The organism is Empedobacter tilapiae, assembly GCF_004785645.1.
Classification (GTDB): domain Bacteria; phylum Bacteroidota; class Bacteroidia; order Flavobacteriales; family Weeksellaceae; genus Empedobacter; species Empedobacter tilapiae.
In genome coordinates this window covers 1-26868 of record NZ_SRPE01000015.1, presented here as the reverse complement: position 1 = coordinate 26868, position 26868 = coordinate 1, and the positions used below count along the sequence as shown (strand labels likewise).

General features: G+C 29.8%; 28 protein-coding genes and 1 rRNA gene. 9 read left to right on the top strand and 20 right to left on the bottom strand.

Annotated elements, in window-relative coordinates; all coding sequences use genetic code 11:
* Nucleotides 1-236: 236 nt before the first annotated feature.
* From E4J94_RS16330 to E4J94_RS16315, 4 genes are all read right to left on the bottom strand, one after another.
* On the bottom strand, nucleotides 237-1181 hold the full coding sequence (locus E4J94_RS16330) for a hypothetical protein (protein ID WP_135836854.1): 945 nt from the start codon (nucleotides 1179-1181) through the stop codon (nucleotides 237-239).
* Between the two features lie 32 nt (nucleotides 1182-1213).
* Nucleotides 1214-1750, bottom strand: coding sequence for an ExbD/TolR family protein (locus E4J94_RS16325; RefSeq protein WP_135836853.1), 537 nt, complete (start codon nucleotides 1748-1750; stop codon nucleotides 1214-1216).
* Between the two features lie 18 nt (nucleotides 1751-1768).
* Nucleotides 1769-2359, bottom strand: coding sequence for a biopolymer transporter ExbD (locus E4J94_RS16320; protein WP_135836852.1), 591 nt, complete (start codon nucleotides 2357-2359; stop codon nucleotides 1769-1771).
* An 87-nt stretch (nucleotides 2360-2446) separates the two neighbouring features.
* Nucleotides 2447-3259 (bottom strand): MotA/TolQ/ExbB proton channel family protein, encoded by an 813-nt coding sequence (locus E4J94_RS16315; RefSeq protein WP_135836851.1) that lies wholly within the window; start codon nucleotides 3257-3259, stop codon nucleotides 2447-2449.
* A gap of 323 nt (nucleotides 3260-3582) precedes the next feature.
* Here E4J94_RS16315 and E4J94_RS16310 point away from each other — a divergent pair, with 323 nt between their 5' ends.
* Complete coding sequence (locus tag E4J94_RS16310; RefSeq protein WP_135836850.1) at nucleotides 3583-5724, top strand: type IA DNA topoisomerase; 2142 nt, start codon at nucleotides 3583-3585, stop codon at nucleotides 5722-5724.
* 139 nt (nucleotides 5725-5863) lie between these two features.
* Here the strand turns inward: E4J94_RS16310 and E4J94_RS16305 are convergent, their stop codons facing one another.
* The 7 genes from E4J94_RS16305 to E4J94_RS16275 form a co-directional block, all read right to left on the bottom strand.
* Complete coding sequence (locus E4J94_RS16305) at nucleotides 5864-6271, bottom strand: hypothetical protein (protein WP_135836849.1); 408 nt, start codon at nucleotides 6269-6271, stop codon at nucleotides 5864-5866.
* 62 nt (nucleotides 6272-6333) lie between these two features.
* Nucleotides 6334-7248 (bottom strand): helix-turn-helix transcriptional regulator, encoded by a 915-nt coding sequence (locus E4J94_RS16300; protein ID WP_135836848.1) that lies wholly within the window; start codon nucleotides 7246-7248, stop codon nucleotides 6334-6336.
* 123 nt (nucleotides 7249-7371) lie between these two features.
* On the bottom strand, nucleotides 7372-8112 hold the full coding sequence (locus E4J94_RS16295) for a hypothetical protein (RefSeq protein WP_135836847.1): 741 nt from the start codon (nucleotides 8110-8112) through the stop codon (nucleotides 7372-7374).
* A gap of 206 nt (nucleotides 8113-8318) precedes the next feature.
* Entirely contained in the window at nucleotides 8319-9077 is a 759-nt protein-coding gene (gene tpiA, locus E4J94_RS16290) for a triose-phosphate isomerase (protein WP_135836846.1), read from the bottom strand.
* Between the two features lie 70 nt (nucleotides 9078-9147).
* On the bottom strand, nucleotides 9148-10230 hold the full coding sequence (locus E4J94_RS16285) for an ABC transporter permease (protein ID WP_135836845.1): 1083 nt from the start codon (nucleotides 10228-10230) through the stop codon (nucleotides 9148-9150).
* Nucleotides 10231-10233: 3 nt separating this feature from the next.
* Nucleotides 10234-11355, bottom strand: coding sequence for a BT_3928 family protein (locus tag E4J94_RS16280; RefSeq protein ID WP_135836844.1), 1122 nt, complete (start codon nucleotides 11353-11355; stop codon nucleotides 10234-10236).
* On the bottom strand, nucleotides 11352-11900 hold the full coding sequence (locus E4J94_RS16275) for a DUF1599 domain-containing protein (protein ID WP_135836843.1): 549 nt from the start codon (nucleotides 11898-11900) through the stop codon (nucleotides 11352-11354). The genes E4J94_RS16280 and E4J94_RS16275 overlap by 4 nt, the downstream gene beginning before the upstream one ends.
* Nucleotides 11901-11953: 53 nt before the next feature.
* Here E4J94_RS16275 and folP point away from each other — a divergent pair, with 53 nt between their 5' ends.
* Complete coding sequence (gene folP / locus E4J94_RS16270) at nucleotides 11954-12781, top strand: dihydropteroate synthase (RefSeq protein ID WP_135836842.1); 828 nt, start codon at nucleotides 11954-11956, stop codon at nucleotides 12779-12781.
* Nucleotides 12782-12813: 32 nt separating this feature from the next.
* On the opposite strand, the gene E4J94_RS16265 is transcribed toward folP, so the two are convergent.
* Nucleotides 12814-13242 (bottom strand): hypothetical protein, encoded by a 429-nt coding sequence (locus E4J94_RS16265; protein WP_125350302.1) that lies wholly within the window; start codon nucleotides 13240-13242, stop codon nucleotides 12814-12816.
* A gap of 145 nt (nucleotides 13243-13387) precedes the next feature.
* On the opposite strand from E4J94_RS16265, the gene E4J94_RS16260 reads away from it, so the two are divergent.
* The gene (locus E4J94_RS16260; RefSeq protein WP_135836841.1) at nucleotides 13388-15538 is read left to right on the top strand and encodes a T9SS type A sorting domain-containing protein; all 2151 of its coding nucleotides are present in this window, start codon (nucleotides 13388-13390) and stop codon (nucleotides 15536-15538) included.
* Between the two features lie 52 nt (nucleotides 15539-15590).
* Here the strand turns inward: E4J94_RS16260 and E4J94_RS16255 are convergent, their stop codons facing one another.
* Together E4J94_RS16255 and E4J94_RS16250 are read right to left on the bottom strand one after the other, a co-directional pair.
* Complete coding sequence (locus E4J94_RS16255; RefSeq protein WP_135836840.1) at nucleotides 15591-16613, bottom strand: DUF4407 domain-containing protein; 1023 nt, start codon at nucleotides 16611-16613, stop codon at nucleotides 15591-15593.
* Between the two features lie 104 nt (nucleotides 16614-16717).
* On the bottom strand, nucleotides 16718-17779 hold the full coding sequence (locus E4J94_RS16250; protein ID WP_135836839.1) for a branched-chain amino acid aminotransferase: 1062 nt from the start codon (nucleotides 17777-17779) through the stop codon (nucleotides 16718-16720).
* Between the two features lie 80 nt (nucleotides 17780-17859).
* On the opposite strand from E4J94_RS16250, the gene mnmD reads away from it, so the two are divergent.
* The 3 genes from mnmD (at nucleotide 17860) to E4J94_RS16235 (ending at nucleotide 19777) form a co-directional block, all read left to right on the top strand.
* A complete protein-coding gene (mnmD, locus tag E4J94_RS16245; RefSeq protein WP_135836838.1) occupies nucleotides 17860-18576 on the top strand; it encodes a tRNA (5-methylaminomethyl-2-thiouridine)(34)-methyltransferase MnmD in 717 nt (238 codons plus the stop codon).
* A gap of 72 nt (nucleotides 18577-18648) precedes the next feature.
* Entirely contained in the window at nucleotides 18649-19476 is an 828-nt protein-coding gene (gene prmA, locus E4J94_RS16240; protein ID WP_135836837.1) for a 50S ribosomal protein L11 methyltransferase, read from the top strand.
* A 4-nt stretch (nucleotides 19477-19480) separates the two neighbouring features.
* Nucleotides 19481-19777 carry an ATP-dependent Clp protease adaptor ClpS gene (locus E4J94_RS16235; protein WP_185145654.1) on the top strand — a complete coding sequence of 99 codons (297 nt, stop codon included), beginning with the start codon at nucleotides 19481-19483 and terminating at the stop codon, nucleotides 19775-19777.
* Between the two features lie 6 nt (nucleotides 19778-19783).
* On the opposite strand, the gene E4J94_RS16230 is transcribed toward E4J94_RS16235, so the two are convergent.
* Nucleotides 19784-20191 (bottom strand): hypothetical protein, encoded by a 408-nt coding sequence (locus E4J94_RS16230; protein WP_135836836.1) that lies wholly within the window; start codon nucleotides 20189-20191, stop codon nucleotides 19784-19786.
* A 33-nt stretch (nucleotides 20192-20224) separates the two neighbouring features.
* Nucleotides 20225-20761, bottom strand: coding sequence for an RNA polymerase sigma factor (locus tag E4J94_RS16225; RefSeq protein WP_135836835.1), 537 nt, complete (start codon nucleotides 20759-20761; stop codon nucleotides 20225-20227).
* A gap of 411 nt (nucleotides 20762-21172) precedes the next feature.
* Between E4J94_RS16225 and E4J94_RS17680 the strand changes: the two genes are divergently transcribed.
* Nucleotides 21173-21322: a hypothetical protein gene (locus E4J94_RS17680; RefSeq protein ID WP_168801903.1), complete on the top strand. Its 150-nt coding sequence runs from the start codon at nucleotides 21173-21175 to the stop codon at nucleotides 21320-21322.
* Nucleotides 21323-21377: 55 nt separating this feature from the next.
* Here E4J94_RS17680 and E4J94_RS16220 read toward each other — a convergent pair whose 3' ends face one another.
* Genes E4J94_RS16220 through E4J94_RS16210 form a run of 3 tightly spaced genes read right to left on the bottom strand, consistent with a single transcriptional unit; the run spans nucleotide 21378 to nucleotide 24162 of the window.
* Nucleotides 21378-22334 carry a hypothetical protein gene (locus E4J94_RS16220; protein WP_135836834.1) on the bottom strand — a complete coding sequence of 319 codons (957 nt, stop codon included), beginning with the start codon at nucleotides 22332-22334 and terminating at the stop codon, nucleotides 21378-21380.
* 2 nt (nucleotides 22335-22336) lie between these two features.
* Nucleotides 22337-23272: a hypothetical protein gene (locus tag E4J94_RS16215; RefSeq protein ID WP_135836833.1), complete on the bottom strand. Its 936-nt coding sequence runs from the start codon at nucleotides 23270-23272 to the stop codon at nucleotides 22337-22339.
* A gap of 5 nt (nucleotides 23273-23277) precedes the next feature.
* The gene (locus E4J94_RS16210) at nucleotides 23278-24162 is read right to left on the bottom strand and encodes a hypothetical protein (RefSeq protein WP_135836832.1); all 885 of its coding nucleotides are present in this window, start codon (nucleotides 24160-24162) and stop codon (nucleotides 23278-23280) included.
* A 284-nt stretch (nucleotides 24163-24446) separates the two neighbouring features.
* Here E4J94_RS16210 and E4J94_RS16205 point away from each other — a divergent pair, with 284 nt between their 5' ends.
* Together E4J94_RS16205 and E4J94_RS16200 are read left to right on the top strand one after the other, a co-directional pair.
* Nucleotides 24447-25247, top strand: a complete 801-nt coding sequence (locus E4J94_RS16205; RefSeq protein WP_135836831.1) for a hypothetical protein — start codon at nucleotides 24447-24449, stop codon at nucleotides 25245-25247.
* Nucleotides 25228-26379 carry a hypothetical protein gene (locus E4J94_RS16200; protein WP_135836830.1) on the top strand — a complete coding sequence of 384 codons (1152 nt, stop codon included), beginning with the start codon at nucleotides 25228-25230 and terminating at the stop codon, nucleotides 26377-26379. Before E4J94_RS16205 ends, E4J94_RS16200 begins: the two co-directional genes overlap by 20 nt.
* 362 nt (nucleotides 26380-26741) lie before the next feature.
* On the opposite strand, the gene rrf is transcribed toward E4J94_RS16200, so the two are convergent.
* A 5S ribosomal RNA gene (rrf, locus tag E4J94_RS16195) occupies nucleotides 26742-26850 on the bottom strand.
* Between the last annotated feature and the right edge of the window lie 18 nt (nucleotides 26851-26868).

Genomic DNA, 26868 nt, shown 5'->3' with positions numbered 1-26868 from the left:
AGATGCTTTTTGTTTTGATTAAAAACGTGATTGATTATACTCTTGCGCAATAACGAATTAAAACCTAAGCAGTAATCAACCAAAACCTAAGCAGGTTTCGGGTAACTTCTGCTTAGGTTTCACTCAAAAGCCGCGCAGCTTTTATTAGAAACATTAGCAAGAGTTTCTAAAGTTTAAAGCATAAAAAAAGAGGCTAATAATTATTAGCCTCTTTTTTATGTATATGAAATTAAGTCTTACTCAATTTGCATTTTAACTGGAATGTTGAAATTCAACTTCGCAGCACGACCATCTTCTGTTTGAGCAGGTTTAATCGTTTTACCTCTTTTTTGTTGACGTTGTGTAATACGCTCTAAAGCTTTTTTAGCTTCAGGTCCTAACTTAGCGTCACCCATTGGAGAGATACCAACAATTCTACCTTCTGTATCAATTTGGAAAGTCAATTTAGCTGAAACAATACCTGACCCTTGACCAGCTTGATCATTAGCAAAGTCTTGTAACTCATCAGTTAAATCTTGTGATAACTTTCTAGATAAACAGTCTGTTGCAGCTTGTTTTCCTTTCGCAGCATCTTTTTCACAACCTGGATATACAGCCATAATAGCAGCAGTACGAGCTGTTACTGTAGCAGGAGCTGCTGGCTCTGTACCTTTCCCTGGATTAGGAGTCGCAGGCGTATCTTTTGGTGCTTCTTTCTTTGTATTTACTTCATTAGCACCTCCAGTTTGTGTTGTTGATTTTGGTCCTTCTCTATCTACTAAACCTAAATCTTTATTCGCCATTTCCTTAACTTCAGGAACAGTTTCCTCTTTTTTAGGCTGAGCTTTTGGTTCTGGCATAATCACTTTCACCTGAGCTGTCTCTTCTTGATATCTTTGTTCTGGCTCTGGTTTTACTGGCTCTGGCTCTACCACTTCCTCTTCAGGTGGAGTTTCAGGCAAACTTAAATCCTCAAGTTGAACATCTACAACTACATCTTCTGACTTTTTACTTTCAAACATTCCTGTTGCAGAAGCAATAAGTGCAAAAGCTAAAATTGCAATTACTATAAATCCACGAATGAAAGCTTTTAATAACGTACTCTTCTCAGACATTCTCATGTCATAAGCGCCATACGCTTTATTTCTACCTTCAAATACTATCTCGTCTAAGGATTTTAGTTTGTTGTTATTTTCTGACATTTTAATTCTTTTAAATTTAACAATTAAACTAATTATTTACCTACTTTCTCGTCATACACTTTTTGTTCAAAAGGTGCAACAGGTACGATACCGTATCGTGTAGATTTAGTAATCTCCATTTCGTCTAATATAGTTACTAAATTATCATACGTAGCATCATCCATTGGTTTGATAATTACAGTAAATTTATCCTTCTTCGGCGCTCTTTCAGTTGCACTCGTAATTTGTTTACGAATACCTTCTGCAGAGTAATCAGTCTCATTCAATGTTCCTACATTTAATCCTGCCTGATCTTGTTGATGCCAAAATAACTTGTTATCCTTAGAAATCAATATTGTAATTTGGTTTTTCAAATCAATTTCTGGAATTTGATCTACTGGTGGCTTATCAATTGTTGGAGGCATATTCAAGTTCATTACGTTTGGTTTGATCGAAGTCGCTGCAAACATAAAGAAAGTAATTAATAAGAAACCTAAATCAACCAAAGGAGCCATATCGACCGTAGTCGAATTCTTTTTGGAACGGACTTTCTTTCCGCCACCGTCATCGTGACTTTCTATTTGTGCCATTTTCTAATTTCTTAATAATTATTCTTGAGATGTAATTAACTGGAACTTATTCATATTTTTCGCTTGCAATTGAGCAATTAAAGTCTTGAATTGTTTATATTCAAACTTTTTATCACCTCTAATAGCTAAGAAAATATCTGGGTTCGCTTCTTTTGCTTCAAATACCCAATCAATTAATTCTTGATTTTTGTTAGGTATCGTATCTAATGGAATACCAGGATGATATGATTGTTGTTTATCAGTAGACTGATTTAAATAATTTCTCATCTCTTTCATTGGTACACCAAACTCTACTATGCTTTTGAATGCATTCTTTTCAGCATCTGTAAACTTTACTCCGTACTTATCACCCATTCTCTCTAATGTAGGAATACGATCTTTTTCTTCTAATCCGAATAAGAACTTACCTTCACCATCAATTTTAATGATCATCATGTTTTCAGCAGCCATTTTTTGGTTCGAAACAGATGTTGGTGTTACGACAGGAACAACTTCAGGTTCTCTAAAGTTAGATGTCAAAATAAAGAAAGTTAACAAAAGCCAAGCCATGTCAGACATAGCTGTTAAGTCCATCGAAGGACCTCTTCTTTTTGGTTTTACTCTTGCCATTTTCTCTGTATTATTAATTAATATTCTAAATTGTTTGTTGTTTGATTTTGTCCTTATACTATCCTTCTAAGGCTTCGTCAATGAATATTAATTGTGAGCAGAGAAAGATTGTTGAATACTCATTCCTACTTCGTCAATTTTGAATGTTAAATCATCAATTTTAGAAGTTAAGAAAGCATACATAATAATAGCAAATGCAGAAGCACCAATACCCATACCTGTATTAATTAAGGCTTCGGCAATACCTACTGATAATTGTGCAGCATCTGGAGATCCTCCTCCTTCACCTAATGCGAAGAATGCTTTAATCATACCAATTACAGTACCCATTAAGGCAATTAACGTACCTACAGAAGCAATTGTAGAAATGATTGTCATGTTTTTCTCTAACGTTGGCATTTCTAATGTAGTAGCTTCTTCTAACGTTTTACCTAATTGAGCTAATTTTTGCTCTTTATTTAAAGTAGTATCGTTTTCTAAAGCTTTGTAAGTTGTTAAACCTTCTTTAACTACATTACCTACAGCTCCTTTTTGTTTGTCACATAATTCAATTGCTTTGTTAATTTCATTTTTGTTTAATAAAGCACGAATGTCATTTACAAACTTTTCAGCAGATCCAGTTCCTTTAGCTTTATTTAAAGCGATAACACGGTCAATTGAGAAAACGATTACCATAAAGAAGAAAGACATTAAGAATGGAATAATCACCCCTCCTTTATGAATAATTCCTAAAAAGTTTAAAGGATTACCTTTTTCTACATCACCTCCTTCAAAATTACCTTCTGCTCCAAATACAAATCTGAAGATCCCCATTGCAATTGCAATTAAAATGATCATAGTAATCACAGGGTTAAGACCTCCCTTTTTAGTTTTAGCTGGTACTGTTACATTCTTTTCCATTTACTAATTCTTTTAAATATTATGATTTTTATTAATGTGGGTGTAAATTAAGTGAAAATTTTTTAATTCTTCTAAATTTTTTACGTTGTTATCATATTAAATTTTCAATCTACTTGAAATCAATAGAATTTTTTACTGATTTGATAATTAAAAAATAATCAAAACAATATATCCAATATTAAACAATGCGTAATTTTATTAAAATCAGCCTTCCCACAAAAGATAACCTATCGCAAATTTATTCAATAATTATACATATTTATATTTTTTTTTAAGAATTAAATTATTATTTTGACTTTTGTACTTCAATAATTATAAATGCTATGAAAGTTTGTATCGCCGAAAAACCAAGTGTTGCTAAAGATATTGCCAAAGTAATTGGTGCGGATCAAAAGCACGATGGATACTATGAAGGAAATGGATTTCAGGTCACTTGGACTTTCGGACACTTGTGCACTTTAAAAGAACCGCAAGATTATACACCCGAGTGGAAAAGCTGGGATCTTAATTATTTACCAATGATTCCGCAAAGCTTCGGAATTAAATTAATTGCAGATAAAGGTGTCTCGAAACAATTTCATATCATCGAAAAATTAGTCACAAACGATCAAGTCGACGAAATTATAAACTGTGGTGATGCTGGACAAGAAGGAGAATTGATACAACGTTGGGTGTTATTAAAAGCACGTGCTAAAGCTCCAATGAAACGTTTGTGGATTTCTTCATTGACAGAAGAAGCGATTAAAGAAGGTTTTGATAATCTGAAAGATGGAGAAAAATATTTCAATCTTTTTTCTGCTGGACAAGCGCGTGCAATCGGCGATTGGTTATTAGGAATGAACGCTACGCGATTATTTACTAAAAAATTTGCACCTCCAAAAACAGTTCTTTCAATTGGTCGTGTACAAACACCTACTTTGGCGATGATTGTTCAACGTCAAAAAGAAATCAATGCATTTATTATAGAGGAATATTGGGAATTGAAAACAATTTTCAAAGAAGTAGAGTTTAATGCGACAATACCTCGTTTAAAATCGGAAGAAAAAGCCAAACAAGGTTTAGATTTCATCAAAGATCGAGAGTTTGAAATTATTGATTTCGAAGTAAAAGAAGGACGTGAAAAGAATCCGCGTCTATTTGATTTAACAGCTTTACAAGTAGAAGCCAATAAAAAATATGCATTTTCGGCAGAGAATACCTTAAAATATATACAAAGTCTTTACGAGAAAAAATTTGTCACTTATCCTCGTGTTGATACCACTTATCTTTCGGAAGATATTCACCCTAAAGTTCCTGGAATTTTAAATAAATTAACCGCTTATCAAAATTTGATTGCTCCTTTGATGACGCAACCAATTCCGATGTCGAAAGCAGTTTTTGATAACACAAAAGTAACCGATCACCACGCTATTATTCCGACCGAAATCTTTCCACAAGGTTTATCGAACGAAGAAAAACGTATTTATGATTTGGTTGCGCGACGTTTTATTGCTGTTTTTTATCCTGAATGTAAAGTAGCGAACACAACTGTCGAAGGAAAAGTTGAAAATAATGGAAAAGATGGACAACTTTCTGCAATAAATTTTAAAGCAACGGGAAAACAAATTCTCGAAATGGGCTGGCGTGAAGTCTATGCAAAAGATAAAAAGGAAGACGAAAAAGATGAGGAAAAAATAATGCCGATTTTTGAGATTGGAGAAAAAGGTCCTCACGAACCATTTATTCACAAAGGAAAAACAACTCCGCCAAAATATTATACAGAAGCAACTTTATTGCGAGGAATGGAAACTGCCGGACGACAAGTAGATGATGAAGAAATGCGCGAATTGATGAAAGAAAATGGAATTGGTCGACCTTCTACGCGTGCTAATATTATAGAAACCTTGTTTCGTAGAAAATACATAGAAAAGAAAAAACGTAATATTGTGGCGACACAAACTGGTATTGATTTGATTGATACTATTCAAGATGAATTATTAAAATCTCCTGAATTGACTGGTGTTTGGGAACGAAAACTTCGTTTAATTGAAAAAGGCGAATACGAATTAGAACAATTTAAACAAGAATTGATTGAAATGGTTTCGAAACTAACATTTGATGTAAAAAATAGTTACTTCAGACCGATTGCTTCGCATCAAAATTCAGTTCAAACAGAGGAAAAACCTAAAAAGGAACGTAAACCAAAAGAAGAAATTAATTTGGAAGACGCTACTTGCCCAAAATGTAAAACACATAAACTAGTAAAAGGAAAAGCAGCTTATGGATGTGCAAACTTTAAAGAATGTGGATTCAAAATTCCATTTGAGTTTATGAGTAAAAAATTAACCGATAAACAAATTTTGGATTTGGTAACCAAACAAAAAACTGGGAAAATGGCTGGTTTAATCAATTCTGAAAATGGAGAAAAAGTTACTGGTAAAGCTATTTTGGGAATGAATTTCGATTTAGAATTTGAAGAAATATAAAAAAAGTGAGTTTTGAAATTTAAAACTCGCTAATTATATTTTCCAACGTTTCTTTTAAAATTAAAATTATTCTTCTGATTTTTCTAAAAAATATATCTTATTATTTCTTAAAATATTAATTCATATACTATTAACTAATTTAATCCCTAAAACACCAAATTGCTCCTCCAGCAAAAACAGCAATTGATAATAATATTAAAAAATTATTGCTGGTTGCTAAGTCTCCTCTAATATGATTTTCTTCAATTAATTGCTTATTATTCATTTTCATTGAAATAATTCGTTTGGCATCATTATTTTGAATATTTATCAATTTCACTAATACTGAATCTTTTAAATAATGTGTTGAATCCATGAAATTATGACCAAAAAAAGATAAATCATCATCATAAAAAATATAATTACGATTTACAAACTGATAATATTTTACTTGGCGCTTACCTTTTCTATAATAATCTACTAAAATCGAATCATCTACATAAATGGGAACTTCTTGTACATTAGATAATTCTTTTTCGTTATTTGTTTTCTTATTATATCCTATCATGAATAGAATAATACTTACAATTATCACGAAAATTAAGTTTCTTATTTTTTCTAACATACTACTTATGAATACTTTTCTAATATCTCTTTTAAAATTGTTTTCACTTTTTCTTTCAATTTTTTGGGTTCGATAATTGTAACCGAACGGCTCATAGAAAGAATTTCACTGATAAAATCTTCGGTCAAAAATAATTCTAAACCAATTAAAACTTCATCGTTATTAGTTTCTAAAATTTGTTGAGATTCATGCAAAGGTAAAGATTCTAAATAGGCCGCTTGTTTTTTGGTAACAGAAAGAACAATTTTTTCATGTTTTTCTGAGCTTGGAACAATAATCCCGTACGAATACTTGTATTTATCATTGTAATTAAACTCTATATTATCATCAATTTTTTCTTTCAGAATCGAAACTTTATTCATTCGTTCCAAGCCAAAATTTTTGACAATTCCTTTGTCATCAGCAATCAGATACCATCGGTTATTGTGCTCTCTAATTGCAATTGGTGAAACTTTACGAATTGTTTCTTTTTCCTCTCCAAACTTTTGATAATGAAATTCAATTTTCTTTTTTCCTTGAATTGCTTGTACTATATCTGGTAAAAATTCGGCGCGTTTTGGTTTTCTTTTTTCCAAATACACAATCGATTCGAGCGAATTTGTCAATTTCAAAGCAGAAAAACTATTAATTTCTTCTAAAGTTTTCAGAAATAAATCAGAACTATAATCATCTTGAATAATATAATATCCTCGCTGACTGCGACTATACATTATATCAATTCCCAAAATATTTCTGATTTCTCTAATATCGCGCTGCAATGTACGTTTAGAGAAATTAAATTCTAACGTATCATCATTAATCTGAAGCATTTCAAATTCTCGTTCCAAAAAACGCTCTAAATCCTCATAAGAACAATATTTTTGTTGTGATAATTTACGAACAATATTGAAATAACGCGCAATATAACCTTGTTTTGACATTGAATTGGAAGTGTTTTAACAAACTTAAGTTATCTCTAACTAAAAACAAAAAAAAGTAACATTTCGTTACAAAATGTTACTTTTTCATCATTAATAAAAATGAAATATTCGAAAAAACGGATTCTATTTTTTAGTTTTTTTCACTTTTGTTTTTACATCTTTTGCTTCTTGCACAACTTCATCAGCTACTGTTGCTACAGAATCTACAGCTGCTGTAACAGTATCAATTGTAGCAGTTGTTGCTTCCACTACTCCTGATTCGTTTACTTGAGCTGTCTCAATAAAATTAGAAATTTTATCAATAATTTCTGCATTTGAAGTAGGCTCGTTCTTCACTTTTACACTTAAATATATTGAAGGAGCTGCATTATCTTGAATATAATTTGAATCATTTTGATATACTCCATCATTTTTAACAGCTGTTGAATTTAAATTATCTGTTAATTCTTTTGCTACTTTTATTGTTTCATCAAAAGCAACATTTTGTTTAAAAACTACTGCTGCAACTTTATTTGTATTGTCATCAGTTTTATCAAAGTTTAATGTCATAATTAACTCAGGTTTTAAACTATCGATGATTGATCTTTTCTCTTCTTCTTTTAATCCTTTTGTTAAATCTTTCCATAAAAGAACTTGAACATTTTCTTTATTCAAAGATTCAACTTTAGATTTAAATTCAGTAGCTATATTAGTCCCTGAATCTGCTGCAATGTTATCAACAATATCTAAAATAACAACTTTTGGTGCATCTTCTACAACTTTGTATGATGATTGCGTTGCTACCGGAATTTCATTTTTTGTAGTAAAAGAGAAAGAAACTAACCCTATTGCTACGATTCCTAATACTTGCGTCAATTTTTTCATAATAAATGTGTTTTGTTTAAAAATGATACTTTTTAAATAGTTAGTACATTATAAAACTTTGCAGACACTGTTCCGAAAAATCTTAATTAATCCTAAGAAATGTTATAATTTTCTTAAATCAGACAATAAATCTATTCTAACGTTGATTAATAGAGAGATTGAAAAAGGAAATAAAAAAACTCAATCTTTCGATTGAGTCATTATATTTATTTACATGCAGCAATAATCTGCACAAAATCATCATATTTTAATGAAGCTCCACCAACAAGACCGCCGTCAATATCTGGTTGAGCAAAAATTTCGTCCGCATTCTGTGCATTTACACTTCCTCCGTATAAAACACTTGTATCATTCGCTACTTCAACTCCAAATTCATCATTCAAAACTTTACGAATAAATGCATGAATTTCTTGCGCTTGCTCTGGTGTAGCTGTTTTTCCAGTTCCAATTGCCCAAACTGGTTCGTAAGCAATAATCAAACGAGAAAGATCTTCTGGTTTTTGTGCAACTAAAGCGTCTAACAATTGAGTTTTTACAACATCAAAATGTTTCTCTGCTTCACGTTCCTCCAATTTTTCTCCAACACAAAGAATTGGATTTATTTGATACTTGAACGCTTGTTTTAATTTCTCAGCAATGATAATATCTGTTTCTCCTTGATATTCTCTGCGCTCAGAATGTCCAATAATAGCAAAATCTAATCCGATACTATCTAATTGTTCAGCCGAAATATCCCCTGTATACGCTCCTTTTTCATGAGCCGAAATATCTTGCGAAGAAACTTTTATATATTGTTCATCTACAGCTTCTAATAATGTTTGCAAATAAATAGAAGGAGGCGCAATAATAACTTGAGCAATCGGCTGATTATCTGCTACCCAAGCATTAAGATTTGTTGCCAAATGAATTGCCTCTTCATAGTTTAAGTTCATTTTCCAGTTTCCTGCTACGATTCTATCACGCATAAAAAAGTGTATTTTATTTTGGTTTAATATTTACTGCAAGATAATTATTTCTCTTGAAATTAAAACTGATTTATTTTATGCGAACACGAGGATCTAAAACTCCGTAAAGAATATCTACTAAAATATTAATTACAATAAACATCACAGCAATTACTAAAACAGCTCCCATAACAATTGGTAAATCTAATGTATTCAAGGCGTTTACGATTTCTTTTCCTAAACCATTCCAACCAAAAACAAATTCTACAAAAACAGAACCTGCCAACATCGAAGCGAACCAACCAGAAATCGCTGTTACAACTGGATTCATTGCATTTCGCAAAGCATGTTTTGTAATAACAGTTTTTCTTGATAAACCTTTTGCAAAAGCTGTTCTAATATAATCTTGATTCAAAACTTCTAACAAAGAATTTCGCGTTAGTTGTGTAAAAACAGCTAACGGACGAGATCCTAATGTAATCGCTGGAAGAATAAGATTTTTCAACATCAAATGTTTTCCTTCTCCCAAATCATCCACTTCATACAGACTTCCAATCATATTCAGTCCTGTAATATCATGCATCAAAAATGCAAAAATATAGGCAATGATAATCGCCGAAAAGAAAGATGGAATACTCATCCCAAAACTTGTAACAACTAACAAAACACGATCAATCCACGTATCTTTCATCAAAGCAGAAACAATTCCTAACGCAACCCCAATTATCGTTGCAATAATAATAGCCGCAATTGCTAAAACCATTGTATTTGGCAAAGTTTCTTCAATAATTGTACTGACGCTTTTTCCTTGTTTTTGAAAAGATTCACGTAAATAAGGCGTTTTCAAAACCATTTCATTTGTTCCGAAATCCATCAATTTTGTGTAATTGTATTTATCAGAACTTAATGAAGTATATGTTGTATTGTTTTCGTCTATATTATGAAATGAAATCGGCGATAAATCATTTATATAAAAAGCATATTGTTTCCATAAAGGTTGATCTAAACCTAAGTTTTTTCTAATTTGAGCCAATTGTTCAGGATCTTCTTTCTGATCGAGCATCATACGTGCAGGATCTCCAGGAAGAACAGAAAACAATAGAAAAACTACAGTCACAACACCAAAAAGCGTTAGAAATCCGTAGAAAATTTTATTTAAAATATAATTAATCACTTTTTAAAATAATTCTTCTAATCGATTAATTGATGGAAAATCGTTGTCATGATATTTCGCTTTTACCGTTCCTTTTTCTAAAATCATCACACCAGGATTTGAACGAATAATTGTTTTCATCGTTGTTTGATCCATGAAACAATTCTCTAATTCTAAACCTTTAATTGGATTGTTCGAAACCGCTGACACAACAAAACCTTTTGCTTTCGCTTCCTTTCCTAAAGTATTTAATTTCGCAATTTGTTCCTCATTTACCTTTTCAACAAAAGGAATGACAAAAACAATCGCTTTCGAGGCATTTAAAATTTCAGAAGTTTTATCAACACCATTGCAATCAAAATTAAAATCGTGAATTGGTGGTTCGTAACCTTTTTTCTCTACAATTGTACGCGTTTTATCCGCTTCAATTACCCAAGGTGTTCCATGTTTGTACCACTTATCATCCGCAATATATTGTGCATCATCAATTTCTACAACCTTTCCATCTACACTATTTTTCATGGTGTAAATCGTTTTATACGTTGTTGGTTTCAAACCTAATTCTTGCGGAGACTTCATTCCTTCAATCAAATTTTTGCCAACTGCATAAGGTCTAAAATCAATGATTGGTAAATGATTAATTCCGATATAAGCAATAATTGCAGAACCTAAAATTGTAATAAAATTAATCGCATAATTCGCTTTTTCGACGAATAATGGTTTGATATATTTTTGACCAATCACTAAAACAATTATCAACATCAAAAGCACAACATCTTTGTAAAATGATGCCCAAGGTTCTAGTTTTAGCGCATCACCAAAACACCCACAATCCGTTACTTTATTGAAATAAGCTGAATAAAATGTCAAAAATGTAAAGAAAATAATCGTTAACAATAAAGCTATTGTTGTAAATCTTTTCCAAACGCCAAGCAATAATAAAACGCCTAAAACTATTTCAAAAATGGAGAAAAATGTTGCCAAAGGCAAACTCAAACTTTCTAAAAATGGAATATTAAGAACTGTTGGCGAAAAATATTCTTCTAATTTAAAACTTAATCCAATTGGATCAACGTTTTTTACAAATCCAGAAATTATAAAAATGACACCAACTATAATTCGTGCAAATTGAACTAAATATTTCATAAAGCTTTCTTTTCGTTAATTAAAATCATTGCGAAAATCGAATAATTAATCATATCTAAATAATTTGCATCCAAACCTTCAGACACAATTGTTTTTCCTTTATTATCTTCGATACTTTTTGTACGTAAAACTTTCTGATAAATTAAATCTGTAATCGAACTTACACGCAAATCTCGCCAAGCTTCACCGTAATCATGATTTTTTTTCATCATCAAATCATGCGCGATTATCGCATATTTATCATAAAAATCGATCGCTTGTTCGTCCGTTAAATCTGGCTGATCTGCAAAACCAAGTTCCAACTGAATCAATGCCATAATTGAATAATTAACAATCGCAATAAATTCTCCTTCTTCGTCTTCATCAACCAAACGTTCCGTCGCTTCTTGCAACGTACGAATACGATTTACCTTGATAAAAATTTGATCTGTCAACGACGGTAAACGCAGTACACGCCAAGCTGGACCGTAATCTTGTAATTTTTTTGTATATAAATCTCGACAAACAGAGATGATTTCTTTAAATTGAATTGAGGTATTTTTCATAATTTCGTTTCGATTTCAAAAATAATTGAAATTGCTTAAAGAACTTCTAAGATATGACAATTAATTGTAATGGTCGTTTGATTGATTTGAACGAGCCTAAAATTATGGGAATTTTGAATACAACGCCAAACTCTTTTTATGATGGTGGTAGTAATCAATCAATGAATTTGATTTTAGAAAAAGTTGAAAAATACTTGTCCGAAGGTGCCGATATAATTGATATTGGTGGTTATTCGACAAAACCTGGAGCAGAAAATATTTCAGAGCAAGAAGAAATTGATAGAACTGCGCCAATTATCGAAAAAATTATTGAAGAATATCCAGAATTAATTATTTCGATTGATACTTTTCGAGGAAATGTGGCACGCGAAGCTATAAAAGCTGGCGCTTCAATTATAAATGATGTTTCGGGTTGGGAATTGGACGAAAACATGTTTGATGCAATCAAAGAACTTCGAGTTCCATATATTTTAATGCATATGAAAGGATCGCCGAAAACGATGCAAAATAATCCTGAATATGATGATATTACATTGGAAGTGAATGAATATTTTTCTAAAAAAATTGCTCAATTAAAAGCTGCAAAAGTAAATGATATTATTTTGGATCCTGGTTTTGGTTTTGCTAAAACATTGGATCATAATTACGAATTATTCAGTAAAATGGAAGCTTTAGGTTTTGAAGGTTTTCCTTTATTAGTCGGAATTTCGAGAAAATCGATGATTTATAATTTATTCGGAACAACTCCACAAGAAGCTTTAAACGGAACTTCTGTACTAAATATGGTTGCGTTACAAAAAGGTGCAAAAATTTTGCGTGTTCATGATGTAAAAGAAGCAAAAGAAACCTTAAAAATTTTTCAGAAATTGAATCAAAAATAAAGAAGAAAGCCACTTTTTAGTGGCTTTTATTTTTAATCAATGATTTTACTATTTGGAAAGAAAACTTTGAACGTATCTACAATATTGATATCAGAAGTCAAAATTTGCCAATGTGAATCTTTCACAAATTCAAACACGACTTCATTGTCATATAAATTTTCATCCTCAATATTTACATGCAAATTATTTTCTTTTCGATCTCCAATAATCAACGCCTCTGTTACATGTTCCATTTTATAACACAAACTTTCTAGCTGATCATATTCCACAAAAATTCCGTCTTGTTGATCAATCACTTCTTGCAATTCGAAAACCGAATATTCGTCCGTTTCACTTTCACCATCAACCCAAAGAATTTTCCAAAAATAATCTTGTATATCTTTTATAGGAGCAATCACCTCTTCCATTCGTTGAATTTGGTTTTCGTCTTCTCCGTAAATTTCTATTTTATAAGTTTCCATATCTTGTGCAAAATTAAAAAAGTATTCTCGATTACACTATTTACTACTTGAGATAATCAAAAAGAAAATTTACATTTACTATTTAGCTTTATGTTAAAATAATTTTATATCTCTATAATACATATATTTACAAAAATTAACGCTTATGAAAAAACATTTATTTTTTATTTTAACCTTTATCTCTTGTTTTATATCTGCACAAAAATTAAGCCTTAAGGAGAATACAAAACTTTTAGGAGAACGAACTGTAATACATAAATTGGCAAAAATGCAAGATTATTATTTTGGATTCAATAGGAATAATAATATTATATATAAAAGTGATGATAAAGGAAAAACATGGACGAAAAAATTTCAAGGAGATTATAACTCAATTGGTATATTAAATAACAAAGAAATTTTACTTTATACTAGTCGATATTATAATTTTTATGTTTCATATGATAAAGGGGAGAATTTCATACAAGTGAAAAATAATAAATATATAAGTAATATAAAATTATTAGAAAATAATCGTATTATAATTTCTTCAAGCGAAAATAATACTGAAAGCTTTTTTTACATGAATAACTTTTCTGGAGAATGGATAAAAGCGCAAATAAACACTGATGTAACGAAGATTGGTATTTATAGTTTTGCTTTTAAAAATGATTTAGAAGGAAAAGCATTTATCTATGCTAATAATAAATATTGGATATACTCTACTCAAGATGGGGGAGCCACATGGAATGCTCAACATGAAATTGAAAAGCCAAACAGCTTTGTTGGCACATACAGTAGAATATTTTATACAGACCAACTAACGGCCTTATATATTTCTGAAAACGAAATCTATACAAGTAAAGATGATGGAAATAGTTGGAAAATTACAAGTTTACCTGATATTAATTTAATACCTCAAACTATACTTAAGGGAAATACATTTTATGCTTATGCTCAAAAAAGAAGTCAAGAAAATAAATATCTCTACAAATTTGTAGAAGATAGTCAAAATTTAGAAAAAATTAAATTGCCTTACCCTATAGAAGATCTTTTTATTGACGATAATGAATATTTAGGTGTATACGAAGGACAAACGATGCTTTCGTATGATTTGAAAAATTGGGAAATTTATAATAAGTTAATTTACTTCAATTACCAAAATATTACTGACCATTTGGATATTGTTTCTGATGAAGAAATTTGGGGACAAAATGCTAATCTACAACCAACTTTATACAATTTCAAAACCAAAGAGTCAATCGATTTCCCAGCTCCTATAGAAATTAGTTATCATTCTATTGGAGTAGATTTTATTAATAAAAATATTGGATATTTTGTTGTGAATCAATTTGTAGATTTTTCAATTTTTAAAACCGAAAATGGTGGAAAAAACTGGAATCTTGTATACAACAATCCAGCTATATTTCATGCAGATGGATTTAGAAAAATCAAATTCATTGATGAAAATTTTGGTTTTATATCAGCTTATCCAAATGGAAAATATGCTAATATAGTAACAAAAGATGGTAGTAAAAATTGGGAAATAAAAGATATACCAGAAAATATGCAATATGGTACGTATTTGGATTTAGAGACCATTTGGTGGTATGACTACACAAACAGAACTGTTAATATTACATATGACGAAGGGAAAACAAAAGAAACTTTATTCACTATACCTACAGAAGAAACCGAAAGTCATAAATATGTAGACAAAACAGGGGTAGTCATTTATCTTTATCAAATTAATGAAATTCCTTATATCAAAACGTCGACAGATTTTGGTAAAAACTTTGTTTCGGCACAATACGATTATCCAAGCTACGGAAATTTTGCAGTTACTATTTATAAAGAGTTTATTGTTGCCATTGTAAATGGAGAAGTCCTTGCTTCTGCTGACAAAGGAATTTCGTGGTTTCCATTGTTTGGCCAACCAAAGAATGAAAAAGAAAATTTCCCTAAAAACTGGAGTAATTTCCAAATTGTAAAAGATAAATTATACTTGGTAAATCAAAATTATAATTTGTATCAATATGACCTAACAACTTTAGCAGTACATGATATCAATAATCAAGAAGTTGGAAAAGTAGTTTTAGCGCCAAATCCAACAAATGGAGAGTTTAATTTAATTTCAGAAGATAATAACAAAATTCAACAAATCTTAATTTACGATACGACAGGAAAAATAGTTTTAGAGTTTAATCAATTGAATATAGCTCGTTTTACACAAACTATTCAATTACCAAAAGGCGTTTACTTTATTAAAGTAAAAACCAAAAAAGGAATTGCACAACATCAACTTATCAAAAAATAATTATAGTTAAAATTAAAAAAGTAACTTCAATTTGAAGTTACTTTTTCATTATTTATGCTTTTTCAAATTCATGTTTGACTCGTTTCTCTGATTTAATATCCATAATCTGAATTGATTCTTTACTAAAAATCTTGAACGAATGTTCATGTTTTTCTAATAGAAAATCATAAGGTCCTTTTGGAGCAATTAATTTCACTAAAACTGGTGCAGTTTCTAAGGAAATAAATACAAGAGCTATAAAAATAGCTGCAGTCCCTAAAATTGGATTATTAACTGACAATTCGTCTAAAGCTTGCATACGAGCTGCAAATCCATTGTAATTCTCTTCCGTTGGTTTAGCCGCATCAATTTCTTTCTCTTTTGCAATATTCAATCGATCCAATTCTTTGTTAATTTCAGCCAAACGAGGCGCAGATTGTTGAATATAGGTTTCAATTTCGGCAGCTTTTTGTTTTTTCAATTCTGCTTTTCGTTTCGCATTTGGTCCATAACCTTCGCGTCCAGTAGTTGTTTCGGTTTGAGTTCCTACAACTTCTTTTTCCAATTCGGTAGAAGCAGAATTATACTCATTTCTTAATTTATCTATTTCTGCATAAATTTCTTTTCGTTCATTCGAAAAAGGTGTTCCCAATTCAGCATAACGCGCATCAATTCCTTTTTGTAATTCCGCTTTATTACGATTGACAATAATATTTAATTGCTTGTTAATTTCTTTCTCGAAAATTTTTAATTCTAACGGTTTCGAAATCACAATACCTAATAAAACTGCAACCAAAATACGTGGTAAAGCAATAAAAAACTGACGAAAAAATCCACCTGATTTTTTCATTGATGTGACAATATATCGGTCAAGATTAAAAATCATCAATCCCCACAACAAACCAAAACCTGTTGCTGTATATATATTATCAAAAACAGTATTCAGCGCATATCCAGCAGACAAAGCCGCCAAAATTCCTGTAAATAATATGACACCTCCAATACCTACATGTTTGTTGATATCTGTTGGTGTTTTTTTCAAGAGTTCAAGACTACTCCCTGAACAGATGATTAAAAATTTCTGTAGTCCATTCATTTTGCAAATATAGTACTTTGTATAACATATTATTAAATATCGTGCCAAAAAAAGCTGACAATCAAATTGTCAGCTTATATTTAAAATAACTTACTTAAACAAAATTAAGCTTGTTCTTCGATTTTAATTCTCCATCCATAAGGATCTTCTGCTAATCCGTATTGAATATCTTTTAATTTCTTTTTCAATTGTAATGCAAAAGAATCTTCTTCAGCTAAAGTTGGTAATTGAGCACGTTCTTCACCAAATCCAACTGCATCATACTGTGTAATTACAACAGCTGTTCCACATCCAAATACTTCTTTTAATTCTCCTGATTTGTAGGCATCATACAATTCTTGTACTTCTACAGGACGTACTTCTACTTCATATCCACTATCTTTTGCTAATGTTAAAACAGAATCACGTGTAACTCCATTCAAAATACGCTCAGAAGTTGGAGCTGTTAAAATTTTATTTCCGATACGTACCATCACATTCATTGTTCCTGCTTCTTCAATGTATTTATGCTCGATAGAATCTGTCCAAATCACTTGATCATAACCATCTTTTTGAGCTTCAGAAGTTGGAAAGAAAGAGCCTGCATAGTTTCCTCCACATTTTGCAAAACCAACACCTCCCTGGGCTGAACGACTATAATAATCAGCAATTTTTACTGATAAAGGTTTATCGTAATAATTAGGAGCATAAGCTAATAAAATAGCAAAAATGAATTCATTAGAAGCTCTTGCAGAAACCGCTTCTTCTGTTGCGAACATTACTGGACGAATATATAATGACGTTCCATAATCTTTTGGTACCCATTGACGATCTAAATCAATAATTGCTTCTAAACCATCAATAAAAATTTCTTTCGGAATTTGAGGCATATTAAGACGTGCCGCAGATAAATTAAAACGCTCGAAGTTTTTCTCTGGACGGAAAATAAATACTTCTTCGTTATCATTTTTGTAGGCTTTCATTCCTTCAAAAATTGTTTGACCATAATGGAAAGACATCGCTGCTGGTGTCATTGAAATTGGTCCATAAGGAACAATTTTAGGTTCATCCCATTTACCATCTTTGTAATGCGCGATTAACATATGGTCTGTAAACTCTTTACCAAAAACAGTAGAGTTGAAAACTGAATCGTTAAATTTTGATTCAGCAATTTTTTCTATAATCATTTTACGATATATTTTGTTTGTGCTTATCAAAGGTACATTTTATTTGCACTTTTTCATAATAAATATCATAACTTTCGACGATGAAAAGAATTATTCAAGAGACGGAAGATGGATCTAAAACTATCTATATTGAAGATTGGGATGAATCTTATCATTCTAAGCATGGCGCTGTACAAGAGGCTTTTCATGTATTTATAAAAAATGGTTTTCATCATTTTACCGAAACAAAAAATCTTATAAAAATTATAGAAATTGGATTAGGTACGGGACTTAATTCTTTTATTACTTTGATGGAAGCGGAGAAACATAAAATTCCAGTTCAATATGTTGGAATCGAAAAATTTCCAGTTTCGAATGAAGAATTTGAATTGGTGAATTATTTCGAAAACGTTTTCAAACTTTATCCAGAATTAGCACATCGAAAAGATGAGTTTTTAGATTATTATAAACAATTATTTCATTCTAATTGGGAAAATTGGCATAAAATTTCTCCATATTTTGAAATTAAAAAAGTAGAAGAAGATTTTTTCAATCTGAAAAATATCAACGAAAATAATTTTGATTTGGTCTATTTTGATGCATTTGGTTCTCGTGTTCAACCAGAATTATGGGAAAAAGAATTGTTAGAAATTGTTGATTCTTTAACTAAAAAATCTGCCATTTTTACTACTTATGCAGCTAAAGGAAGCATAAAAAGAGGATTGAAAGATTTGAACTATATTGTACAAAAACGTCCTGGACCTCCAGGAAAACGTGAAATGATGGTTGGTTTAAAAGACTTTCCATTTGATAAATAATCTCCTTTATCATTAATTATAAAAATCGTAAATTTGCAGCTGAAAACAATTGAATGTTTTCCACATTTTTTTATGACAAATTATATCGAATATAAATTTAAAGTTGCGGAAGTAGAGCCTTTTAATGAAATTATTATTGCAATGATTTCTGAATTACCTTTTGAAAGTTTCGTTGAAAACGAAGAAGGTTTTGATGCTTACATGCCAAAAACTGACGAAAATATTGACCAAGTAAAAGAAGTGATTGATTCTATCGAGAATATTGATTTTTCTTATACGCGTCAAGAAATTGAACAACAAAATTGGAATGCAACTTGGGAAGAAAATTTTACGCCAATTTTAGTGAACGACCAATGTTTAATTCGTGCTGAATTTCACGAAACAGTTGAAAATATTCCATACGAAATTATCATTCAACCAAAAATGTCTTTTGGGACTGGACATCACTCTACAACACATTTGATGGTAGAATATATCTTGGAAACTGAATTTACAGGAAAAGATATTTTGGACATGGGATGTGGAACGTCAATCCTTGCAATTTTAGGAATGAAACGTGGTGCAAATTATGCTGAATGTATTGATATTGACGAATGGGCTGTTGAGAATTCTATCGAAAATGGAAAACGAAATGGTGTTAGTTTGGATGCGAAAATGGGTGATAATTCACTTTTAGGAAGCAAACAATTTGACATTATTTTAGCGAATATCAACAAAAATATTTTAATCAGTCAAATTCCTTCTTATATCAACGTTTTGAATGAAAATGGAGATTTATTCTTAAGTGGATTGATGGAGCAAGATTTTGATGATATCTTGGCTTTTTGTACAGAAAATGGTTTGAAATTTATATCTAAAAAACAACGAAATGAGTGGATTGCACTTCATTTCAAAAAATAATATTATGATAAAATACGCAACGCAACCCATGTGGGAAACGGAAAAAGATTCGGCTGTTGATGTATTGGAACAGGAATCTCACAAATATCAAATTATTGTTTACAATGATGATGTAAATACATTTGATTGGGTAATAGAGTCGTTAATTGATGTTTGTGAACATACACCTGAGCAAGCTGAACAATGTTCAATTTTGATTCACTACAAAGGAAAATGCGAAGTCTTAACTGGTGAATTAGAAGATTTAAAACCTCGATGCACAGAGTTATTGAACCGAGGTTTGAGTGCGGAAATTATTTAAAATTTCTTAATAATTATATATAACAAAATCAGAATCGTCTAATGTTACATTGGACGATTTTTTATTTTGATCACTTACTATATAAGAATCATATATTTTTTCGTACACCTGATTCTCCGTTTTTGTATCCACAATTTCTGTTGATTTTTTAGAAGAACTAATCACAAAAGGAAGCATAACCAAAGCGATAAACAATATGCAAGCTGCAGCCCACCAAATATTGAAATGTATAACTTTTGTTTCTTTTTTATCAATAGTTTTCGATAAAATTGACTGTTCTAAATCATCAAAATAATTAGTTGGAGTTGTATAATTTTCCCTTTGTTCTAAGCTTTTTAGAAAAATCTCATTTTCTAAATTCTTAAAATAATTCTCAGGAACTTTAAAATTATTTTTTAATTCATTTTCTTTCATATCACTAATAAGACAAAAAAAAGTTAAAAAGGTTTAATCTTCATTCTCTAAAAATTCTTTAATTTTTGTAACTGCATGATGATAAGACGCCTTTAGCGCACCAACAGATGTTCCCGAAATTTCAGAAATCTGCTCATATTTCATTTCATCATAATATTTCATCATAAATACTACACGCTGCTTTTCTGGCAAACTTGCAATTGCTTTTTGTAACTTCAACTCAATTTCATCACCTGTAAAATACTCATCCGTAGATAAATCATCTGCTATATTCATCGAATAATCTTCGAACGAAACATTTTGTTCTTTAGCATTTTTATGAATAAAATTTATCGTTTCATTATAAGTTATCCTAAAAATCCAAGTTGATAATTTTGACTCATTTTTAAACGAACTTAGATTTTGATAAATTTTAATAAATACATTTTGAGCAATATCATCAGCATCTTCATGAATCAAAACCATACGACGTACCTGCCAATAAACTTTTTGATGATAATCTTTTATAATAAGTTTAAATGCTGTTTCTAAATCTTTATTAAGAATATAATTTAAAATAATTTGATCCAATAGATTAATTTATGAAGTTGTAAACTTATTAAATTTGAATGTATAAAAATGGTAATTGTATATAATAAAACAATATTTACCATTTCTTTAAGATATATAATTTCAAAACCATAGCTTCTAGAAGAATTAATTATTTAATAAGTGTTTATTTTTTAACAAATTAGAAAAGCTATTGTATTCCAATTTTTTAAAAAAAATAATTAATTGTCATATTTAAAAATCTTATAGTAAATTTGGAATACCAAACTATAACTCTCATTACCTATGATACTACATATTCTTCATATTATATAAATGCACAAGTAGCATTTTACACAATCCTATAAATATTATTAAACATAGAATATTTACATTAATAATTTATGTAATATATTCTTATAAATTTCATTAACCCTTAAAAACTATTTAATTATGAAAAAGTCAATCAATGCTTTTCAAGTAGAAAAATTAGAAGACAGAAAAGAATTTATTTTTTACTGTTTATTACACATGTTCTGCAAAGGTCATCACGGAGGAGGTACTAATCCTGACGTAGAAAACCCAGGTGGTGGTAACAATTAAAATCAATAAAAAAGAGCTTAGTTAAACTAAGCTCTTTTTATTTTATACTATTTTTTTAATTAGATACTCCATAGACTGTTATATTTACTGGAGACTCAAAAGCAGACATTCCACATCGTGTCTGATCTGTTCCTGATATTGTATTAGCAAAAGCCTCTCCTACCATAATATCTGATTTTAAAGAATAATTCTTAAAACTTAAAGAGCCACTATTAAAATAGTTGTTACCTATAATTCTAAATCCTAGTTTTATTTTATAATCAGTATTCGCTACAATTCCATTAAAAGGAGCTAATAGTGTTACTTTTTTACGAAAACATATTGTTTGAGCGTTTAAACTTGAAAACTGATAAACTTTTGTCGCTACTAATTTATCATTAATAAAAACTCCCATAGCTATATCATAATCAAAACTTCCTCCTCCTGGTTTTACTAATAATGCATTTACTTTAATCAACCCTTTTGCATCTTTAGAAAATTTGAACGATGGCTGAAAATCAGGTCCAAAAACTCTCCAATATATGTCATCTATATCTGCTCCGATTTCATGTTTAGAATTAATAGTTTCACTTAAAATGGAATTATCAGTATTACTGGTTCTTGGTCCAAAAGTTGAAGGGAGAATAATACCTGTACTTTTTTCATTTACTGAATTAAAATTAGAGAAAAAGTATGGTACATTATAATCTACATTAGACACAAAAGAATTGGCATCTAATAATTTAACCCATCTATTTCCATTCCAAAAAAAGTACCCATAGTAATCTTCATTCGTTCCATTATTTTTATTTTGACTAAAGACTATAGAGCCTTCTTTTGGAGCTTTATTATATGGATGCACTGTAAAATTAGTAATATTATATTCAGGAAAAGCTACTCCTTGTCTATCTGATCTAGCTTCAAAACCAACTGAAGAATGTACATTAAGATTAGCAGTTTCTCTGGATATTAAAACTTGTGAAAATGCTGTATTAGCTAATAGTATTGATAGTATATAAATTGTTTTTTTCATAATTAGAAGTTAAGGATTGAAGGATTTTCTTGAATCTGAATATTTAAAATTCCATCATTAATTGCTTGGAGAGGTAATGATTTATTTTCAGAGTTTATATTATTACAATTAGAGTTTCTAGTATTATACTCTACCCTTACAGAATTACTCCCATTTGCTGATAATACATTTCTATTTTTTACTGCAACTTTTATTGTATGATTTCCAACGGATAAATTTTGTAATAATCCTACAAGGTTATAAGTTTCATATGTACATTTTCTATTTTTATTATTTGTAATGACAAAAGGACTATAAACTGCTAATTTATCATCAATAAAAATTCCTACTTCGAAACTAAAATTTGAAGCTGTTGACGCTGAATAATAGGCTTCTGCAAATCCAAATAATTTTAAGTTTAGGATATTTCTTGTATTGTAAATATTAAATGAAGATGAATAAGAAGGCATAACTTGCCATCTTTTTGAAGCTGTATTAATATCATCTCCTATATTATTTATCCATGAATCTTTATAAGAGCCTGAATCTGGATTATTAGTTGCAGAATATATATCTGATCCTGATGCCCCTGTTCTATTCGTTAAATAATTAAGATTCAATAAAACATCTTTGTTTAAAGAATTTACAAATGGTGTCCAAGCACCTTGAGTAGAACTATAATTAAACCAAAAATAAGGACCTTTAGCATTACCTATGGTATTTGTATTATAGATTAATAGGCTTGACTCTAAATTAGTATTAGTAGTTATATTGACATTTGTTTTATCTTTACGGTCTGCTTTCATTGCATTTAATGGTAAAACGAAAGGTTTATCACCTGTTGCAACATTTTGCTTCATATCTATAATCAAATTATCATTCATATTATTTTCTAAAGATATTTGCGCATTAAGCATTCCCGAAAATGCTACAATAAAAAGTATATTTCTTTTCTTCATCTTACTTATTCTTTTACAGTTATAATTAATTTAGGCCTCATACTAACATCTTCTAAATTTCCACAGCTCCCTGTTTTTTTACCAAATGTATACTCCCTTTCAGCACCTGTATTATTTAGATCATAAGCTCTACGAGGATGAAATTTGACTTCTATTTTATGAGGAACACCCACTGTTAATCCTTCCAAAATTCCATCTAAATCTACATTTACGAAACCACAACCTGTTTCGTCAAATGTTCCAGAAAAACTTTCAACGTATTTTAATTTATCTTCTACAAATACACCTACACCAAAGGACAAAGCAGATTTATTTGCTTCTACTTGTGCAATACCTGTAAATGTAAATGACACTTTATTTGTATTACGATGAACTGTTAGGTATTGAGTTATATTAGGTATATCTAAAAATTTTTTAGATTGATCACCTGACAACATACTAACCCCTTGTTGATATTGATAAGCAGGTATTTGTTCTTGAGAATTGGAAGTATTATCGTAACTCGCTGTACCAGGAATAGTAATCCCTGAGCCTTCTTTGTAATACATTATTGATGAATTTAATTGAGCAATCACATTTTCAAAATCCAAAAGCGCACGCCATTTTGTTCCATCCCAAAAATGATATCCTTCTCCTAATGCCTTGTTAGTATTATAAACAATCATCTGAGATTGATCTCCTTGTACTGGGAAATTATCACCATTTAAGTTTTTAAGTTCTGTTAATGACTTTAATGGTATACGAGGTAATAAAACTCCTTTATCAGAAAAATTTGCAAACACTCCATCTGTTGCATTATCTATTTCTGGTTTTGTTTTATTCGATATCTCTACTTGAGCAAAAGCTGAAGATAGAAATAAGGTAGCTAAAAAAGTAAGATTCTTTAACATAGGTTTATAGTAAATTTAAAATTATAAAAAACGCGTAAAACTAAATAACTCACATCTTTGTAAGTTTTTAGTAAAAAAATAAGTATATCTAATTATGATATTATAAAATCTGCAGGAAGTTTTTTGCAGAGAAAAATAGTAAAGAGATTTTTCATAGTATGGTAGTTTATTGTTTAGGTTTGATAAATATATCACTAAATATATTAACTATCAAATATTTAACTAAAATATTTTTATTCTAAGTTTAAAAATTATACTTTAGCATTAACTTAAAACTAACCTATATGAGTCAAATAAACCAACTCTTTTTTCAAGATGTTGTCGACTTTCTTACTGAAAATGTTGAGATTAATTCAGAAAATAAAAATCAACTAGATCTTATTGCTAAAACTTATTATAATTATATAATTCATTTGGATAAATTAATTGATAATGAAATTCCAATTAATCAAAATTTACTTACATCCAATCCTTTATTCAATTTAACCAACCATTACGAATTATGTATTAAAACGCTTATCAAATTATTTGGTGAAGATTCTTCAATTTTTGAAAGCAAAGCAAAATACAGTAAAATATATTTTGATGCATTAATTAAAGAAAAACTATGGAATTTTGATTCAACTATTTTATCAAAAGAAGAATTTGAACAAATTGCTGTAGAAAAGCATATTCCAGTCTTTTTTATTGTTGACGGAATAAACCTTTTGCAATCTAATTATCCATCAAAAGATATAAAATTGATGTTATCTTATATTTTTAAAGGAATTCAAATGTACGATGACATTACAGATATTGGTGACGATTTGCAAACAAAACAATTCACTTATATAATCTCAAATACTATTCAGTATCTTAAAAATGATAACGATTATTATCCCGAAAATCAACTTTATACTCACAAAGCTTTCTTTGCCCTTGAAGAATTATCTAATCCTCAGTTTGACTTTATGCAGGAGCAGTTTTCTTCTGCAAAAGAAATTGCACAGAAGTATAATTTAGTAAAAATTGTCAAGTGGGTAGATGCAATAAATACTCAACTTAAAGATTGGAGAAATCAAATAGATGAAATCAGAAATGCTTAATACAATGACAGATATAAATTTTTCATTCACAAAAAAGAATGATCAAAACTGGATATTAGAACATTCTGAAAAATTTTTCATTGTTAGTGATGAAATAAAATCACTTTTAGAACTTCTCAAAAAGAATCAATTCAACTTAGACGAATCTTACAAAGACTTTATCTTAGAATTTGATTATGTCTCTACTGAAGATTTTAATCATATTGTAAAAGACAATTTAGAAACCCTTGAACTTAATCAAACAAACAATGATAAATCTATAAAAAAGAAATCATTTATACTTTTTGAAACAAAATTAATCTCGAAAGAAAATGCCGCTAAAATATCTAAAATATTTCAACCTTTATTTCAGCCAACTTTCTTTTGGATAGCATTTACATTATTATTTAGTTTTTCTATTTATAACCTTACTCAAATTCATCATTTCCACTTAGAAAAAGAGTATATGCTATTTTTATTTATTTTCTATATTTTTAGTGCATTTATTCATGAGTTTGGACACATTGCTGCATGTAATCGCTTTACGAAAAGAAGTGGAGAAATAGGTATAGGAATTTATTTTATTTTCCCTGTATTTTATTCCAATATTACCCCTATTTGGTCAGCAAAAAAACAAGAACGAATTATTACAAATTTAGCAGGAGTTTATGTCCAATTATTTATTATTTTAGGATTATTTATAACTTACTTATTTACTGCAAATCATCAAATACAGGATGTAATAGCAATAAGTACAATTATAATTCTTTATCAACTTATACCATTTATTCGCTCCGATGGATATTGGATTATTTCTGATTTAACAGACACTCCTAATCTACTACCAAGTAGTTCTAAAAAAGTAAAAGAATTTCTCAAAAATCCTTTTAAATTTAAAGTTCAGAATAGAAAAGATTGGCTAATCCTTTTATATGGATTATTCAATCAAATTATCATGATATATGTAATTATTAGTATAATTAGAGCTTACAGATATCAATTAATAGCAGGTCCTATCGAATTAATAAAAACCATATTCAACCAACCAACAGAAACATTAACTTACCTCACTAGCAATATAGAATTAATGATCATATCAATAGTCTTCTATATGATTCTATTCAACTTAATCAAACGACTTCTAAAAATATAAACACTCCAACACACTCAATTGCTTTCGAGCAGAAATACAAAAAAACCATTCTTTTACTCCTAAGCTCATCGGACAATCATCGCATGCCCATCCGTGAACTCGCCGGCTATAACCCGTAAGATTTCCTTTTAAACTAGTGAGTTCTGAGAGTTATAAAGGAAGCTTTTTGTTCTGAGAGTATAAGATGTTCAATACTTAATACTTAATACTTAATACTTAATACTTAATACTTAATACTTAATACTTAATACTTAATACTTAATACTTAATACTTAATACTTAATACTTAATACTTAATACATTGTACAAAAAAGTATAAACACAAAAAAGCCTCAAGTTGTTCACTTGAGGCTTTTAATAAAAACTGGCGACGACCTACTCTCCCGTAAGTAACAGTACCATCGGCGCAGGCAGGCTTAACTTCTCTGTTCGGAATGGGAAGAGGTGAGCCCTGCAGCTATAGTCACCCTAATATTTTTAAATAGGTTT